The 15,753-nt window shown below is 66.6% G+C and carries 14 protein-coding genes; 8 read left to right on the plus strand and 6 right to left on the minus strand.

What is annotated here, in order from left to right; genetic code table 11:
• Nucleotides 1-53 precede the first annotated feature (53 nt).
• Nucleotides 54-1,772 carry a glycoside hydrolase family 15 protein gene (locus tag ACUYM2_RS06020; RefSeq protein WP_481599250.1) on the minus strand — a complete coding sequence of 573 codons (1,719 nt, stop codon included), beginning with the start codon at nt 1,770-1,772 and terminating at the stop codon, nt 54-56.
• An 833-nt stretch (nt 1,773-2,605) separates the two neighbouring features.
• Here ACUYM2_RS06020 and ACUYM2_RS06025 point away from each other — a divergent pair.
• Both ACUYM2_RS06025 and ACUYM2_RS06030 read left to right on the plus strand, forming a co-directional pair.
• A complete protein-coding gene (locus ACUYM2_RS06025) occupies nt 2,606-4,096 on the plus strand; it encodes a molybdopterin-dependent oxidoreductase (protein ID WP_481599251.1) in 1,491 nt (496 codons plus the stop codon).
• A gap of 233 nt (nt 4,097-4,329) precedes the next feature.
• Nucleotides 4,330-5,520 carry an acyl-CoA dehydrogenase family protein gene (locus tag ACUYM2_RS06030; RefSeq protein WP_481599252.1) on the plus strand — a complete coding sequence of 397 codons (1,191 nt, stop codon included), beginning with the start codon at nt 4,330-4,332 and terminating at the stop codon, nt 5,518-5,520.
• A 58-nt stretch (nt 5,521-5,578) separates the two neighbouring features.
• Here ACUYM2_RS06030 and ACUYM2_RS06035 read toward each other — a convergent pair whose 3' ends face one another.
• Nucleotides 5,579-6,121 (minus strand): M23 family metallopeptidase, encoded by a 543-nt coding sequence (locus ACUYM2_RS06035; RefSeq protein WP_481599253.1) that lies wholly within the window; start codon nt 6,119-6,121, stop codon nt 5,579-5,581.
• 509 nt (nt 6,122-6,630) lie between these two features.
• Between ACUYM2_RS06035 and rpsB the strand changes: the two genes are divergently transcribed.
• The 6 genes from rpsB (at nt 6,631) to ACUYM2_RS06065 (ending at nt 11,635) form a co-directional block, all read left to right on the plus strand.
• Nucleotides 6,631-7,554, plus strand: coding sequence for a 30S ribosomal protein S2 (gene rpsB / locus ACUYM2_RS06040; RefSeq protein WP_481599254.1), 924 nt, complete (start codon nt 6,631-6,633; stop codon nt 7,552-7,554).
• 135 nt (nt 7,555-7,689) lie between these two features.
• The gene (tsf, locus tag ACUYM2_RS06045; protein ID WP_481599255.1) at nt 7,690-8,526 is read left to right on the plus strand and encodes a translation elongation factor Ts; all 837 of its coding nucleotides are present in this window, start codon (nt 7,690-7,692) and stop codon (nt 8,524-8,526) included.
• A 139-nt stretch (nt 8,527-8,665) separates the two neighbouring features.
• Nucleotides 8,666-9,403 carry a UMP kinase gene (gene pyrH, locus ACUYM2_RS06050; RefSeq protein ID WP_146335261.1) on the plus strand — a complete coding sequence of 246 codons (738 nt, stop codon included), beginning with the start codon at nt 8,666-8,668 and terminating at the stop codon, nt 9,401-9,403.
• 75 nt (nt 9,404-9,478) lie between these two features.
• Nucleotides 9,479-10,036, plus strand: coding sequence for a ribosome recycling factor (gene frr / locus ACUYM2_RS06055; RefSeq protein ID WP_346959260.1), 558 nt, complete (start codon nt 9,479-9,481; stop codon nt 10,034-10,036).
• Entirely contained in the window at nt 10,036-10,956 is a 921-nt protein-coding gene (locus ACUYM2_RS06060) for a phosphatidate cytidylyltransferase (protein WP_481599256.1), read from the plus strand. Before frr ends, ACUYM2_RS06060 begins: the two co-directional genes overlap by 1 nt.
• A 100-nt stretch (nt 10,957-11,056) precedes the next feature.
• Nucleotides 11,057-11,635 carry a DivIVA domain-containing protein gene (locus tag ACUYM2_RS06065; protein WP_481599257.1) on the plus strand — a complete coding sequence of 193 codons (579 nt, stop codon included), beginning with the start codon at nt 11,057-11,059 and terminating at the stop codon, nt 11,633-11,635.
• Nucleotides 11,636-11,676: 41 nt separating this feature from the next.
• Here the strand turns inward: ACUYM2_RS06065 and ACUYM2_RS06070 are convergent, their stop codons facing one another.
• The 4 genes from ACUYM2_RS06070 to ACUYM2_RS06085 form a co-directional block, all read right to left on the minus strand.
• A complete protein-coding gene (locus ACUYM2_RS06070; RefSeq protein WP_481599258.1) occupies nt 11,677-13,143 on the minus strand; it encodes a sodium/solute symporter in 1,467 nt (488 codons plus the stop codon).
• A gap of 7 nt (nt 13,144-13,150) precedes the next feature.
• Nucleotides 13,151-13,507: a hypothetical protein gene (locus ACUYM2_RS06075; protein WP_481599259.1), complete on the minus strand. Its 357-nt coding sequence runs from the start codon at nt 13,505-13,507 to the stop codon at nt 13,151-13,153.
• The gene (locus ACUYM2_RS06080; RefSeq protein ID WP_481599260.1) at nt 13,504-14,223 is read right to left on the minus strand and encodes a LytR/AlgR family response regulator transcription factor; all 720 of its coding nucleotides are present in this window, start codon (nt 14,221-14,223) and stop codon (nt 13,504-13,506) included. Before ACUYM2_RS06080 ends, ACUYM2_RS06075 begins: the two co-directional genes overlap by 4 nt.
• Before the next feature lie 103 nt (nt 14,224-14,326).
• The gene (locus ACUYM2_RS06085; RefSeq protein WP_481599261.1) at nt 14,327-15,544 is read right to left on the minus strand and encodes a sensor histidine kinase; all 1,218 of its coding nucleotides are present in this window, start codon (nt 15,542-15,544) and stop codon (nt 14,327-14,329) included.
• Nucleotides 15,545-15,753 lie beyond the last annotated feature (209 nt).

Consider the following 15,753-nt stretch of genomic DNA (forward strand, 5'->3'; position numbering starts at 1 on the left):
TCCTCGTCTTGGCCCGGGTTCGCCCGGGAGATAGGTGATGGCGGTGCTCAGTGCTAAGAATTCAGTCCGCGCCACGGGGGCGGGGGGTCGGCCAGCCGCCGGGATGTTTCCAACATGGCGGCGTGCACAAAGGCCTGGGGAAAGTTGCCCCGGAGCTGGCGCTGCTCAATGTCGTACTCCTCGGTGAAGAGTCCCGGGGAGCCGCAGGCCGCCCGGTTCCTTTCGAACCAGCGGGCCGCTTCAGTTGTCTCGCCGGTTTGATGCAGGGCCATGGCCATGTCGAAACCGCACAGCAGGAAGGCACCCTCAGACTTGTCCAGGGGACGTCCGTCCTGGCGGAAGCGGTACAGGTACCCGTCCCGGGCCAGGTCGTCGCGGACGGCTTTGAGAGTAGCCTGGGATCGCGGGTCGTCGGCCGGAAGCGCCCCCCGGATCACCGGGAGCAGCAGGGACGCGTCGACCCGCCCGTCGTCGGGGGCCCGCTGCCACCGCCCGGTGGAGTGCAGGCAGTCGTTTGCTACGTCGGTGATCAGGGTGTCCGCCTGCGAGGTCCACCTGGCTCCCTGCTGGGACGGGGCATTGCGGCCTATGGCCCGCAATCCGGCAGCGCAAATGAGCCGGGAATGCGCCCATCTTTTGTTGTCCAGTTCCCACATGCCTGCGTCTGGTTCCTGCCAACGTGCCATGATGGCGTCCGCGCAGACCTCCGCTGCCTTCCAATGCTCAAGGTTCAACCGGTCATTCTCGGCGGCGGCGGCGAAGAGCAGCAGCGACTCCCCGAACGCGTCCAGTTGGAACTGGTCGTTGACCCAGTTCCCGGCTTTGCCGGATCCGCCCGGGTAGCCGGGCAGCCCGACATCCCACTCATACGGGACCCGGCCTCCGTCCGTGGTGTAGGCAGGCCTCATGTCCGGGCCGTCCGAAAGCAGCCTCGCTGCAACGAAACTGACCGCGTCATCCAGGAGCGGAAACGTCTTGCAGGCCGCCACGGCCTGGCCGACAAAGCACTGATCCCGGATCCACGCGTACCGGTAGTCGTAGTTCCTTTTCTGCCCGGCCCGCTCCGGCAAGCCCATGGTCGACGCAGCTACCATGGCTCCTCCCACTCCCGTCATGCCTCGAAGAACGGCGTAGGACTGCCGGCAGTCGTCAGCGGAGATGGTGTTGTCGAAGCGGGGGACCGCCGAATGCCACGCATTCTCTGTTGCGCTCCAGGCCAGGGCGGCCTGCACCGGCTCATCGGGCAGTTGACAGTTGGAGATTTCCAGCACCAGATCGTGGTGTTCACCTTGGGACAGCTCGAGAACCGCTACGAGTCCCCGTTCCCCGGCCTTCGCCTGCGCCGCGCCGCCCAGCCGTATCTTGAGGTCTCCGGAGCTGGCGGTCCAGACGCCGCCGTGGCAGGAGAGCCTGCCCATCTTGTGCTTGCCGAAGTTCGCTCTCGCGTCCAATGTCACCCGCACCGAGGCGCTGCCCCGCACAGCCCGGATCCGGCGCAGCAACACAGCACGCTGGGGATCCCCCGGATAAGCCAGAGCTTCCCGGCATTCAACGATCCCCGATCCGGTCACCCACCGGCTCACCCAGATCAGTGTTCCGTCTTCGTATTGGCCGCCCCAGACGTTGCCTGGATCGGTCGGCGTCACGGCAAAAGTTCCAGGACCGCCCAACAGGCCCGAGAACACGGCATCATCCTGCCATTGCGGTGCGCACATCCACACCACGTCTCCGCCCGGTCCGACCAGCGCTGCGCGGGCCCCATCGGCAACCATCGCGTACTCCCTCAAAACGTGGGGAGGAAAGTCCGTAGGTGAAGGGTTCAACATACTAGCTACTTTAAGTGCAACAATTGCGACTACGCAATGAAATATCTGAAAGAAGCCTGATTGCCCGGAGGGGCTTGTGGCCTCTTTTCATTGCTTCGTCGCAATGGTAGCTTTTGGTCAAGTGACCTAATTCGGCAGCGCGGCCTGCGTTTTCCTTCGCCGGTCGTCACAATCCGGGGGCGTCGCCTCCTTGACCGCTTTCGGCCTGGCCGCAGGGGCCATGGCCGAGCCGCCAACGGATCGACGCCGAGATCGGGGAAGCGACCTTGCAGCCCAGAAAAACCTGGCCCTAAGAGAAGCCGAGGTAAAGATGCACCTGTTTGATCCGCCGAGCCTCATCGGGCAGGCCTCACATGCCGGATGTGGACCGCATGCGGTGGCGTATCTTACGGAGCAGTGCCACGGCTACGAGAGCAGCGCAGGCGGAGGCGGCAAGGCCAGCCCAGTGCCCGGGGCGCCGTCCGGCGTTCCGTCCGGGGACCCGGGGCGATCGGAGCGTCGCGCTGCTTCTTGCGAGCTGCGCCTGTTTGGCTGCGGATTCCGGCGCAGCAGGAGTTGGTACTCCTCCCAGCCACGCTCGGTCGCGGGTGCGGGCATCGACCTCGCTGCTGGACGCTCCGGGCCCACGGCCGCTCATGAGCCCGTTGCGCAGGCGCGCAAGTTCCTGTTGGGTTGCGTTTGCCCTCTGGCCGGCCATGGCCACAGTCTCCTCGCGGCGCAGCATTTTCGCCAGCCGAGGCCAATCATGCGCTCGGCCGCGGATTTCGTGAGGAGTACCGATGCCTGAATTTTTTCCGTTCTGGGTCGTGATTACCCACTTCCTAAATCTTGCCCTGATGCTGATGCTCTTCCGGTCCGGCATCGAGGTGCTGGCGGCATTTCCGAAGCTGTACTGGAATGATGACTGCCCGCCGGGCCGTCAATGGCTGCTCTTGTCCAAGAAGAATTTCGGCGCAGACCCGCGAAAACCCTGGTCTTCACTGGATGAGGAGGAGTCGTGGTCTCCGGTGATTGCCCTGCCAGGCAGGAAGAATCTTGGCCTGGGACGGCACTGGCACTTCATGACGATCCAGTTCTGGATCCTCACCGGGGTGGTCTATATCGTCACGATGTTCGCCACCGGCTACTGGCAGTACATCGTGCCCACCCGTTGGTCCATCATCCCCGACTCAATCAACGCGATCGGAACCTATCTGCAGTTCCAGTTTCCGGCCAAGATCCCTGGCCAACCATTCGAACCGGCCCAGAAACTTGCCTATTTCGGGGTGATTTTCGTGCTGGCACCGCTGCAGATTCTGACCGGTGCGGCCATGTCGCCATCCGTGCTTGCCCGCTTCCCGCGTTACGGAAAGCTTTTCGGCGGTAAGCAGGGAGCGCGCAGCCTGCACTTCTTGATTATGTGCGCCTTCGCAGCGTTTATCGTCGTCCACGTGTTCATGGTCATCATCCACGGCTTGCCGCAGGAGTTCGCCGCCATCGTTCTCGGAGACCCAGGCGGGGACCGGCGGCTGGCCACCGGCATCGGTCTGGCAGGGCTTCTGGCCATCGTGATTTTCCACGTGGTAATCACCTGGTTCTCGCTGCGTTACCGCCGCCGCACCCAGCGGCTCCTGGGCCGGATGGTGAACCCCTTTGAATGCGCCATCTCCCGCGTCTTCACTTCCCGCCAGAGCTTCGCCCGCAAGGACATTTCCCCCTACTTCCGTGTCAACGGTTTCCCGCCGCCCAGCGAGGCCTACAGGCAGATGGCGGCGGATAACTTCCGTGACTACAGGCTCGCCGTCGGCGGCCTGGTAGCAGAACCGATGACGTTCTCGTTGGCCGAATTGCGGGAGCTGGGCGAGCAGCGGCAGATCACCAAACACAACTGCATCCAAGGCTGGACCGCGATCGCGGAATGGGCGGGGATTCCGCTTGCCGACGTGATGCAAAGAGTCAAGCCCCATGCGGAGGCCAAATATGTTGTGTTTTACGGTATGGACGACAAGGGCCTGACAGAAGGCGAAGGCCGCTACGGCTTCTTCTATGGTTCCATCCCGATCCACCTGGCGGGACACCAGCAGACTCTTTTGGCCCTGGAGATGAACGGCGCCCCGCTGCCCATCGAACACGGCGCCCCACTGCGGCTCCGGCTTGAAACCCAGCTCGGTTTCAAAATGGTCAAGTGGATCCAGGGCATCGAATTCGTCACCGACGTCGAGGAGGTCGGCCTCGGCATGGGCGGATGGCGTGAGGACCAACAGTTCTACGCCAACGCCGCAGGCATCTAGAAGGCAGCCGGCATCCGCCGCACCCCCTCGGGCGCCCACCAGCCGTCTGCGTCGGCTGCGGCCCGTTTACGGCCCGTTTGCGTTGAGGCCCGGACTGACGCAGGGGGCGTACAGAGTCTCCGGATACTTGCCAGCGGGTAAACGGCTGCGATATGTTACTCATGAGTAACATTTCCGAGTGGCGCGAAGACTTCGCCCTTTTGGTCGCTGCCGACCACAAGTAAAGGAACAACATGTCTAAAGCTGCAATCGACATCAACGATCTCCCTTACGCCGACGGCGACTTCTTCGCCTTCGAGCAGCTGCTCAGCGGCAAGGAACGGGACCGGCTGGCGGAGGTACGCGAGTTCCTGGACCGCGAGGTCAAGCCGATCGCGGTGGATTGCTGGAACCGCGGCGAATTCCCGATGGAGCTGATACCCAAACTGGCGGAGATCGACCTGGTCAGTCCGGTCAGGCGCCAGGGCTACTCCAATCTCTTCGCCGGCATCCTGCACGCCGAGGCGACCCGCGCCGACACCTCGATCGCCACGTTCCTGGGCGTGCACGACGGGCTATTCACCGGCTCCATCGAGGCGCTCGCGTCGCAGGAGCAGCAAGACGCGTGGCTGCCGGACATCTACTCGTTGAAGAAGATCGGTGCCTTCGGCCTGACCGAGCCGCTGGGCGGCTCCGATGTCGCCGGTGGCACGCGCACCACGGCCCGGCGCGAGGGCGACAGCTGGGTCCTCAACGGCGCGAAGCGCTGGATCGGCAACGCCACCTTCTCCGACTGGGTTGTCATCTACGCCCGCGACCTGGCCGACAACCAGGTCAAGGGTTTCCTCGTGGATACCAAGACCGAGGGCTACACCGCCACCAAGATCGAGAACAAGATTTCGCTTCGCACCGTGCAGAACGCCGACATCACCCTTGAGAACGTCGTGGTACCCGACTTCTTCAAGCTGGCCAACGCCAACAGCTTCCGGGACACCAACAAGGTCCTCAGGGTCACCCGCCTGTCCGTCGCCTGGCAGGCCGTCGGCCAGCAGCTGGCGGCGTTTGACGTCGCCCGCCGCTACGCCGTCGAGCGCAGCCAGTTCGGCCGCCCGATCGCCTCCTTCCAGCTGGTCCAGCACCAGCTCGTGCAGATCCTCGGCAACGCCGTCAGCTCGATGGGCATGATGGTCCGCCTGTCCCAGCTCGAGGATGCCGGCGAGGCCAAGGACGAGCAGTCGGCCCTGGCCAAAGCCTTCACCACGGCGCGGATGCGCGAAAGCGTCGCCATCGGCCGCAGCCTGCTGGGCGGCAACGGCATTGTCACGGACTACGAGATGGCCAAGATCTTCTCCGACGCCGAGGCGGTCTACTCCTACGAGGGCACCCACGAGATCAACACGCTCGTCACCGGCCGGGCGATCACCGGGATCTCGGCCATCGTCTAGCCGCTCCGCGACAGGCCCTGCACGCAAGGAACCTGCCGCGCAGCATCGCAGCGGCCCTTCAACCGGAGCCGCCCTGTCCCGAACCGGGATTCACGGGCGGAAGCAGGATGGAGGGCCGCAGGTCCATCACGAAGGCCAGCGGATTGAGGTACTGGTCGCCGCGCCGCACGCCCCAGTGGATGCACGGCGTTCCGCCGCAATGGCCGGGCAGCGCTCGCCCCAGCACCGCCCCCTCGCCGATGGCATCGCCGGTCCGCAGCACACTCTCGACAGGCTCGAAGCTGCTGCGCAGGCCGTTGCCATGATCGATGGTGACCACCGGGCGGTCCACCACAAAGCCTACGAAACTGACCTTGCCTGCAGCCGGCGCCCTGACCGGCACGCCGTCGGACGCCGCCTGGAGGTCCACGCCGCGGTGGCCGCTGAGCCAGGGCCGGTCCGGCGGGTCGAACACACGCAGCACGGCCGGTCTGGGGGAGAGCGGCCAGCTCCAGCTGCCGGCCGCCGCCGCCGGCGCCGCCCCCGGAATTGGAACCAGGGCGATCAGCAGCGCCGTCAATTGTGCCATCGAGGTTGCGGCTGGCGCGTTGGAAACCTTCATGCCGCCAGCCTCCGCCGGCCTGCCGGACCGCGGAAGTCCCCGGGGCGGCTATGTGGATATCTGCCCGGATACCGGGCCGGCTTTCACGCCAAGTTCCAGCCGGGCTTTCCGCCCGGTTTTCCCTTGGATTACGGTCGGGACGCCTGCCCGGAACCGGTCCATTCCCGGGGGTCCGCTGTAGTACACTTGGTGGAGCAGTTTGCTGTGCCCTCATGCCCAGTTCCAAGTATTTGCCGATGTATGCGGCAGGTCCCTGGCCGGGCAGCACGTCTCATTCAGGAGTGCGGGTGCAGCGGCTGACTACGCGTATCCAGCCCTCCCTGTCCGAAGCCCGGCTTCCGGGTGCGGAGGACTGCGCCTCTTACGGTCCGGCCCCAGGGTCCGGATGAGTGGTGCGGTGGATACCAGGAGGAACACCCGCCTGGGTGTTGCTAAATAACCGTCAACTATTGGCAGGGTAAGAGAGCCCAGGGCTCTCTCATGAATGACCTGCCGGAAGGAGCGTCGGCATGCCCGTCGTAACTATGCGCCAGCTGCTTGACAGCGGCGTCCACTTTGGACACCAGACCCGTCGTTGGAACCCGAAGATGAAGCGTTTCATCTTCACGGAGCGCAACGGCATCTACATCATCGACCTGCAGCAGTCGCTGTCCTACATCGACCGTGCCTACGAGTTCGTGAAGGCTACCGTTGCACACGGCGGCACCGTACTCTTCGTCGGCACCAAGAAGCAGGCACAGGAAGCCATTGCCGAGCAGGCCACCCGCGTTGGCCAGCCGTACGTCAACCAGCGTTGGCTCGGCGGCATGCTGACCAACTTCCAGACGGTTTCCAAGCGCATCCAGCGCATGAAGGAACTCGAAGAGATCGACTTCGACGACGTCGCCGGTTCCGCTTACACGAAGAAGGAACTGCTGCTCCTTCGCCGCGAGCTGACCAAGCTGGAGACCAACCTCGGCGGTATCCGCAACCTGACCAAGGCGCCTTCGCTCCTCTGGGTTGTCGACACCAAGAAGGAACACCTCGCCGTTGACGAGGCCAAGAAGCTGAACATCCCGGTGGTGGCCATCCTGGACACCAACTGCGATCCGGACGAAGTCGACTTCCCGATCCCGGGCAACGACGACGCCATCCGCTCCGTCAACCTGCTGACCCGCGTTGTCGCCGACGCCGTCGCTGAGGGCCTGATCGCCCGCAACCAGCGCGCCACCGGCACCACGGAAGCTCCGGAAGAGCCGCTGGCCGAGTGGGAGCGCGAGCTCCTCGAAGGCAGCAAGGCTGAAGAGGCTGCCGCTCCGGCCGCCGCCGAGGCTGCTGCCCCGGAAGCCGCAGAGGCTCCCGCCGCTGAAGCCGCTCCGGCCGCTGAAGCTGCTGAAGCCGCTCCGGCCGCTGAAGCTGCCGAAGCTGCTCCGGCCGCCGACGAAGCCAAGTAGTCAGACAAGTAAATCTGGATCTCCCCGCGCGCAGTCCGCTGCGTAAGGGGTACTGACAGGATGGCCGCTCACTGAAGGTGAGCAGCCGTCCTGTCGGTCCGTACACCACACAAATTTCTAGACAGAGGGGTTCACATGGCGAACTACACTGCCGCTGATATCAAGGCTCTGCGCGAGCGCACCGGCGCCGGCATGATGGATGTCAAGAAGGCTCTTGACGAAGCCAACGGTGACGCCGAGAAGGCCATCGAAATCATCCGCATCAAGGGCCTCAAGGGCGCTACCAAGCGTGAAGGCCGCTCCACCGCAGAAGGCCTGGTTGCTGCCAAGGTCGACGGCGGCGTCGGCGTGATGATCGAGGTCAACTGCGAGACCGACTTCGTCGCCAAGGCTGACAAGTTCATTCAGCTCGCCGACAAGGTGCTCGCTGTTGCTGTTGAGTCCGGCGCTGCCGACCTCGACGCCCTGCTGGCCACCGACGTTGACGGCAAGCCGCTCTCCGAGGTCGTCGTCGAAGAAGGCGCCATCCTGGGCGAGAAGGTCGTCGTCCGCCGCATTGCCCGCATCGAGGCCCCGACGGTCGACGCGTACCTGCACAAGACCTCCAAGGACCTCCCTGCCCAGGTCGGCGTGCTGTTCGCCGTTGACGGCGAAGGCGAAGCTGCGGCCACCGCAGCCCACGACGTCGCCGTGCACATCGCCGCGATGGCCCCGAACTACCTGACCCGCGAGGACGTCCCGTCCGACCTGGTCGAGTCCGAGCGCCGCATCGCCGAGGAAACCGCGAAGGCCGAGGGCAAGCCCGAGGCAGCGATGACCAAGATTGTGGAAGGCCGCGTTACCGGCTTCTACAAGGGCGAGGTCCTCGTCGACCAGGCATTCGCCAAGGATGCCAAGAAGTCCGTGGCGCAGGTCCTCGAAGAGGCTGGCGTCAAGGCAACCGCTTTCACGCGTTTCCGCGTCGGTTCCTAAGTAAGACACGCTGAGGGGGTGGTCACTGCGGTGGCCACCCCTTTTGCATGCACCCGCAGGACGCGGGCCCCGGGGCGGAATGCATCCTTTGGCCCCCGGCACGATAACCTTTTTCAGAGCTCACCAACGGGAAGGCACCATGGATACCGTCAACAATTCAGCCCAGCCAAAGAAGACCAGGCGCCGCGTACTCCTGAAACTTTCCGGCGAGGTCTTCGGCGGCGGCAAACTCGGCGTTGACCCGGACACCGTGCGCGGGGTAGCCAAGCAGATCGCGGCCGCCGTGCCCGACGTCGAGGTTGCCATCGTGGTCGGCGGCGGAAACTTCTTCCGCGGTGCTGAACTGTCGCAGAGCGGCATGGACCGCTCCCGCGCCGACTACATGGGCATGCTCGGCACCGTGATGAACTGCCTGGCCCTCCAGGACTTCCTGGAGCAGGCCGGCGTGGAGACCCGGGTCCAGAGCGCCATCACCATGGGCCAGGTCGCGGAAGCCTACATCCCGCGCCGCGCCATCCGCCACATGGAGAAGGGCCGCGTCGTGATCTTCGGCGCCGGCGCCGGACTGCCGTACTTCTCCACCGACACCGTCGCCGCGCAGCGCGCCATGGAGGTGCACGCCGACGTCGTCCTGATGGCCAAGAGCGGGGTCGACGGCGTCTACACCGCCGACCCGAAGAAGGATCCCTCGGCCGAGAAGCTGCACCGGCTCAGCTACGACGAGGCGCTGCGCCGCGATATCCGCGTCATGGACCAGACGGCGATGACCATGTGCAAGGACAACAACCTGACCATGGTGGTGTTCGGCATGGAAGGCGAAGGCAACGTCACCCGGGCCATCCGCGGCGAGGACCTCGGCACCGTGGTCACCCCCTAGCTGCGGCTAGGATATTTTTTAGGACAGTTCCGTTCCCCGGGTCATGGGGTGCGCACCAATTTCTGAGGAGAGAACGTGATCGAAGAAACCTTGCTCGAAGCCGGGGACAAGATGGACAAGGCGGTTGAGGTAGCCAAGGAAGACTTCGCCTCGATCCGCACCGGACGTGCCACCCCGGGCCTGTACAACAAGGTCCTGGTGGACTATTACGGTTCGCCGACGCCGCTCCAGCAGCTGGCCTCTTTCGCTGTGCCGGACGCCCGCACCATCCTCATCACCCCGTTCGACAAGACCGCACTGCGGGACATCGAACGCGCCCTGAGTGACTCCGAGGTCGGCGCGAACCCCTCCAACGACGGCAACGTCATCCGGATCACCATCCCGGAACTGACCAAGGAACGCCGCAAGGAATACGTCAAGATCGTCAAGGCCAAGGGCGAGGACGCCAAGGTGTCCATCCGCAACATCCGCCGCAAGGCCAAGGAAACCCTGGACAAGCTGGTCAAGGACGGCGAAGCCGGCGAGGATGAGGGAACCCGCGGCGAAAAGGAACTGGACGCGCTCACCAAGGCCCACGTCGACGGCATTGACGAGCTGCTCAAACGCAAGGAAGCCGAGCTGCTCGAGGTCTGATGGCGGACGAACAGCAGGCCCCCGGACCGCGTGTCCGGGTGCGGGGGAAAGAGCGGAACAACCCGACGCCCAAAGCCGGCAGGAATCTTCCTGCCGCCACGGCGGTTGGCCTTGCCATGCTCTTCGCCGTGCTCGGCGGCCTGCTGTTCCTGCCCCTGGCCTTCGTGCTGATCGTCACCGCCTTCGCCGTTTTCGGCGTCTGGGAGGTGTTCCGGGCGCTGGAGGCCTCCGGCACCCGGCTGCCCATCATCCCCACAATGACGGGCACCGTGGCGATGCCGGCCGCGGCCTACTTCGGCGGCCCAGAGAGCCTGCTGTTTACCCTGCTGCTCAGCAGCGTCGCGGTGCTGCTGTGGCGCTCCCTGGAAGGCGCGGCCGGATCCGCCCGCAGCATCTTCGCCGGCGTCTTCACCATGGCCTGGGTTCCTTTCCTGATCAGCTTCGCCGTGCTGCCGCTGCATGCCTCCGGCGGCGTCACCCCGATCGGCCCCTGGCCCGGCGGCGTGGTGCCGCTCGGGGCCTGGCAGATCGGCACCCTGCTGCTGCTGGTGGTCTCCAACGACACCTTCGGCTACCTCGTGGGTGCCTCCCTGGGTAAACACCCGATGGCCCCGAAGATCAGTCCGAAGAAATCCTGGGAGGGCTTCGGCGGATCGATCGCCGGCGCCGTGCTGGTCGGCATCCTCGCCAGCATCTACGTGCTGGGCGAACCCTGGTGGTTCGGCGCCGCCCTCGCGGTGGGCATGGTCGCCGCGGCAACCGCCGGCGACCTGGCCGAATCCATGGTCAAGCGCGAACTCGGCATCAAGGACATGAGCAGCATCCTTCCCGGCCACGGGGGAGTGATGGACCGCCTGGACTCCATCGTGTTCGCGTCCCCGGTGGCCTTCATGATCTTCTCCGCCGGCGCCGGCGGCTAAAGCAGCGCCCCGCCCCCTCGGTGCCTAGAATGGTGCCGGGCAACTACGCCTGAAGTTGGCGCAACCAGAGCCGAACGGCATCGAAGGAAACATAGTTACAGTGGACATTCAACGGCAGATTCCGGCCTCCTTTGACCGCGTAGAGCGGAACCAGTACGGCTACAACGCCAAGCAGGTGGACCAGTTCCTGCAGCGCGCGCGGGTGTCGTTCGAGTCGCCGGACGGTGCGGGCCGGTCGGTCAAGAGCGCCGACGTCCGGGCCGTCTCCTTCGACCCGGTTAAGGGCGGGTACGCGGCCGCCGGTGTGGACGCCGCCCTGGACCGACTCGAGGACGCCCTGGCCCGGCGGGAACGCGACGAACTGATCGGGGAGCGTGGCGAGGAGGCCTGGCTGCGGGAGATCGGCCGGCTCGCCGGCCTGCTCCGGGGCCGCCTGCACCGCCCCGACGGGGAACGCTTCCGCCGCCCTGCCAAGGCAAAGGTGCGCAGCTACAACACCGCCGACGTCGACGAGCTGTGCCACGAGCTGATCGGCTACCTCGAAGAGGACCAGCCGCTCAGCGTGGACAACATCCGCCGCGCCGTCTTCCGCCCCGCCGTCGGACGCGAAGGCTACGAGGAAAACCAGGTCGACGCGTTCCTGGACCGCGTCGTCGAACTCATGGCCGCCATCGACTGACGCGCCCTATACCGGCGCGCAGCGCCTTCGGCGACGGAGCGTCACCGTTCGGTCGCGAGCGGCCGCTCGGGGGTGTGCAGCCTGGTCATCAGCCGGGTGATGGTCCGCGGAACGCGGCCCTGGGTGGCCCGGGACACCAGCACCATCACCGTGAAGGCGGCCGGCACCGTCCACGCGGCCGGCTGCGCGAGCCACGGCGGTGTGCCGGCGGCGCCCAGCACCGCGCCGACCATCATGGAACCGCCGCAGAACACCGCCCCGGTCAGCATCCCTGCGATGGCGCCGGTGTCAGTCAGCCCCCGCCACCAGATGCCCAGCAGCAGCACCGGGCAGATGGTCGAGGCCGTAAAGGCGAACACCAGGCCCACGCTCCCGGCCAGGGCCGTGGAGTCCGTCATGGTCGCAATTCCCAGCGGCACTACCGCCGAGATCACGGCGGCGAGCCGGAAGCCGCGGACGCTGCCACCCAGGACGTCCTGGCTGATGACTCCCGCCAGTGACACCACCAGGCCCGAGGTGGTCGACAGGAAGGCCGCGAAGGCCCCTGCCACCACCAGGGCCGAGAGCAGGTCCCCGGCGGTGCCGCCGACCATCCGTCCCGGCAGCAGCAGCACCAGGGCGTCGGCCTGGCCGCTTTTCGCCAGGCCGGGGGCAAACGTCCGCCCAATCAGGCCGTACGCCGTGGGGAAGAGGTAGAACACCGAGAGCAGTCCCAGCACAATCAGCGTGGTGCGGCGCGCCGACTGGCCGTCCGGGTTGGTATAGAAACGCACCAGCACGTGCGGCAGCCCCAGCGTCCCGAACAGCAGCGCCACCAGCAGTGAGATGTTCTGGTACGGGCCCGCCGGCGCCAGGGCCGTCGGGTTCACGGCTGGCTCGGCGACGGCGGGGGACCCGGTGCCCGCCAGGACGAACAGGATGAACAGCGCAGGCATGGCCAGTGCGGTCAGTTTCAGCCAGTACTGGAACGCCTGGACGAAGGTGATGGACCGCATCCCGCCGGACACCACGGTCACACAGACGACGGCGACCACCGCTACCTGCCCCACCCAGGCCGGCAGGCCGGTGGTGATCCGGATGGCCAGCGCCGCGCCGTGGAGCTGCGGGACGATGTAGAGCCAACCGACCACCACCACCACGAAGCTCGTGACCCGGCGCACCGCCCGGGAATCCAGCCGGGCCTCGGTGAAATCGGGAATCGTGTACGCGCCGGAACGCCGCAGCGGGGCGGCGACGAACAACAGCAGCATCAGGTACCCGGCTGTGTAGCCGACCGGGTACCACAGGGCGTCGGTGCCGGAGAGCAGGATGAGCCCGGCAACGCCAAGGAAACTGGCAGCCGACAGGTACTCCCCGCCGATCGCCGAAGCGTTCCACCAAGGCCGCACCGTGCGGGAGGCGACGTAGAAGTCGCCGGTGGTCCGCGAGACCCGCAACCCGTAGAAACCGATCACCGCGGTGGCCAGCGAGACGGCCGCGAAGGCCGCGACACCGACGACAGGATTCACCTGCGCCTCACTTGTCCCCGGCCAGGTCACGGTAGCGGGATTCGTTCCGAGCCGCCGTCCGGACGTACAGCCAGGCACTCAGACCGATCACCGGGTAGATCCCGGCGCCCAGCAACACCCAGTCGAAGGGCAGCCCGGCGATCCGCAGTTCGGCCAGGCCCGGCACCAGTCCGAGCATCAGTGCGAAGGCGAGCAGGATCAGCAGGAACCCGGCGGCCACTACAATGCCGAGCCGCAGTTGGGAACGGATCAGTGAGCGGACGAACACCTGCCCGGCGTCGGACTCCTCGGCAGCCTCGCGGGTGTCGGCGGCGGAACGTCCGGCGGCCACGCTGCGCGGTGCTGTGACACGGACCCGGGTCATGCCTGCGGCCGGATCCGGGTCGCCTCGAGCTTCTCCCGGACCGGCGGCAGGTGCCGGCGGCTAATCGGCAATTCCGCGCCCGCCACGGTCACGCTGGGGCGGGCGGCAGCCAGCTTCAGGTGGCTGACGTGGCTCAGGGCGATCAGGTAGGAGCGGTGGATGCGGAGGAAACCGGCGTCGGCCCACTGCTGTTCCAGGTCCGCCAGCGGCACGCGGATGAGGTAGCTCGCGTCCGCGGTGTGCAACCGGGCGTAGTCGCCCTGCGCCTGGACGTAGGTGACGTCGTCGCGCCGGATCATCTTGGTGGTCCCGCCCAGATCCACCGTAATCATCTCCGGAGCCGGCGCGCCCTCGCGGATCAGCTCGCTGATCCGGCCGATCGACCGGGCCAGCCGCTCGGCGCGGACGGGCTTGAGCAGGTAATCGACGGCTGCCAGCTCGAACGCTTCCAGCGCGCAGTCCTCGTCGGCGGTGACAAAGACGACGGCGGGCGGCTTGGCGCTGCGGGAGATGACCCGGGCGATGTCCAGCCCGGAGAGGGCCGGCATGTGGATGTCCAGGAAAACGGCGTCGACCTCCTCGGCTTCCAGGGCGCGCAGCGCCTCTGCGCCGGAGGACGCGCGGTGGATGGCCCCGATCCGTTCGTCCCGGCCGAGCAGGAAGGCCAACTCCTCGACAGCGGGCAGCTCGTCATCGGCGACGAGGACGTTAATCATGGTTCTAGCGTACTGCCGCGCCAGAAATCGGCGGCGAGGGGGCCACTGTGCGGCCCGGCGCGCCCCGCCAGGCGCCGCGCGGGGTTCAGGCCCCGCACCGGGTTTAGGCGTCGTGCCGCGGCTGTGACTTGGGCACCCGCATGGTGATCAGGGTGCCCTCGCCGGGAGCGGTCTCGATGACCAGGCCGTTGTCTTCGCCGTAGACCTGCCGCAGCCGTGCATCGACGTTGTGCAGGCCGACGTGTTCGCCGTCGCTGTGCCCGGCCAGCACGGCGCGGAGGTTCTCCGGATCCATGCCGACGCCGTCGTCCTCGATTGTCACCTCGGCGAAGGCGCCGGAATCGTTGGCAGTGATGCTGATGTGCCCCGGCCCCTCCTTGGCTTCCAGCCCGTGCCGGACCGCGTTCTCCACCAGCGGCTGCAGGCTCAGGAACGGGATGACGGTGCTGAGCACCTCCGGGGCGATCCGCAGGCTCACCTGGACCCGGTCGCCGAAGCGCGCGCGCTCCAGGAGCAGGTAGCGGTCAATGCAGCGCAGTTCCTCGGCCAGGGTGGTGAAGTCGCCGTGCCGGCGGAAGGAGTAGCGGGTGAAGTCGGCGAACTCCACCACCAGTTCACGGGCCCGGACCGGGTCGGTGTTGATGAACGAGGCGATCGCATTCAGCGAGTTGTAGATGAAGTGCGGGCTGATCTGCGCCCGCAGCGCACGGACTTCGGCCTCCATCAGCAGCGTCCGGGAGGCATCGAGCTCGGCCAGTTCCACCTGCGTCGCCACCCAGTCGGCAACCTCGCTGGTGGCCCGGACCAGTCCGGCGCCGGCCGCCGGGGCGAAGGCCGCCACCACTCCCACCACCCGGGTGCTGGCCTTGATCGGGGCGATCACCACGGCCCGCTCCGTCCCCGCAACCAGCGGCCCGGCTGCCTTTCCGTTGGCGAGCAGCTGCAGCTCGCCCGCCGGGATCACGGCGGTATGGCCGCCCTCCAGCACCTTGGCGGCAAGGCCCATCAGGGCCGGTTTCAGCTCTTCCGCGGCCCCGTCCCACGCCAGCACGCCGGTGGTGTCGGTGATCGCCAGGGCGTCACAGCCCAGCAGGCTGCGGAGCTGGCGGCTGGCCTTGGCCGCGCCGGCCGGGTTTAGCCCGGTGCGCAGATACTGGCCGGCGCGCGAAGCGGCGTGCAGCGTCTTGTACGTGGCGCGTTCCACGTCGGTCCCCAGCTCGCGGAAGGAGCGCAGGACCTTCAGGCCAACGGCCACGACGACGGCGATCGCCAGGGCAATCAGGGCGATGGCCGCGGCGGTGAACAGGGGAGAGTCCGGCATGCTGCCAGCGTAGCGCGGCGGCCCGCCCGTCGGCGGCCCGTCGTCGGCGGGGCAGCCGCGGCGAACGGCCGCACGGTGCCGTTGGGCGCAGCATTTCCACCGTTGAGCGACAGGAAACACGGCGGTGGTGGAATGTAACACGCATCACGGTGCACAGTGATTGCAGTCACACGTGCCGGACGCATGCTTACCGGAGCCCGGGTAACCGG

This window comes from Arthrobacter sp. SD1074B (assembly GCF_056780195.1).

Coding starts and splice junctions, on each gene's coding strand:
- ACUYM2_RS06060 (WP_481599256.1), top strand. CDS start 10,036: ATGGCGGACGAACAGCAGGCCCCCGGACCGCGTGTCCGGGTGCGGGGG.
- ACUYM2_RS06085 (WP_481599261.1), bottom strand. CDS start 15,544: ATGCCGGACTCTCCCCTGTTCACCGCCGCGGCCATCGCCCTGATTGCC.
- pyrH (WP_146335261.1), top strand. CDS start 8,666: ATGGATACCGTCAACAATTCAGCCCAGCCAAAGAAGACCAGGCGCCGC.
- ACUYM2_RS06025 (WP_481599251.1), top strand. CDS start 2,606: ATGCCTGAATTTTTTCCGTTCTGGGTCGTGATTACCCACTTCCTAAAT.
- ACUYM2_RS06035 (WP_481599253.1), bottom strand. CDS start 6,121: ATGAAGGTTTCCAACGCGCCAGCCGCAACCTCGATGGCACAATTGACG.
- ACUYM2_RS06080 (WP_481599260.1), bottom strand. CDS start 14,223: ATGATTAACGTCCTCGTCGCCGATGACGAGCTGCCCGCTGTCGAGGAG.
- ACUYM2_RS06030 (WP_481599252.1), top strand. CDS start 4,330: ATGTCTAAAGCTGCAATCGACATCAACGATCTCCCTTACGCCGACGGC.
- ACUYM2_RS06020 (WP_481599250.1), bottom strand. CDS start 1,772: ATGGTTGCCGATGGGGCCCGCGCAGCGCTGGTCGGACCGGGCGGAGAC.
- ACUYM2_RS06075 (WP_481599259.1), bottom strand. CDS start 13,507: ATGACCCGGGTCCGTGTCACAGCACCGCGCAGCGTGGCCGCCGGACGT.
- rpsB (WP_481599254.1), top strand. CDS start 6,631: ATGCCCGTCGTAACTATGCGCCAGCTGCTTGACAGCGGCGTCCACTTT.
- tsf (WP_481599255.1), top strand. CDS start 7,690: ATGGCGAACTACACTGCCGCTGATATCAAGGCTCTGCGCGAGCGCACC.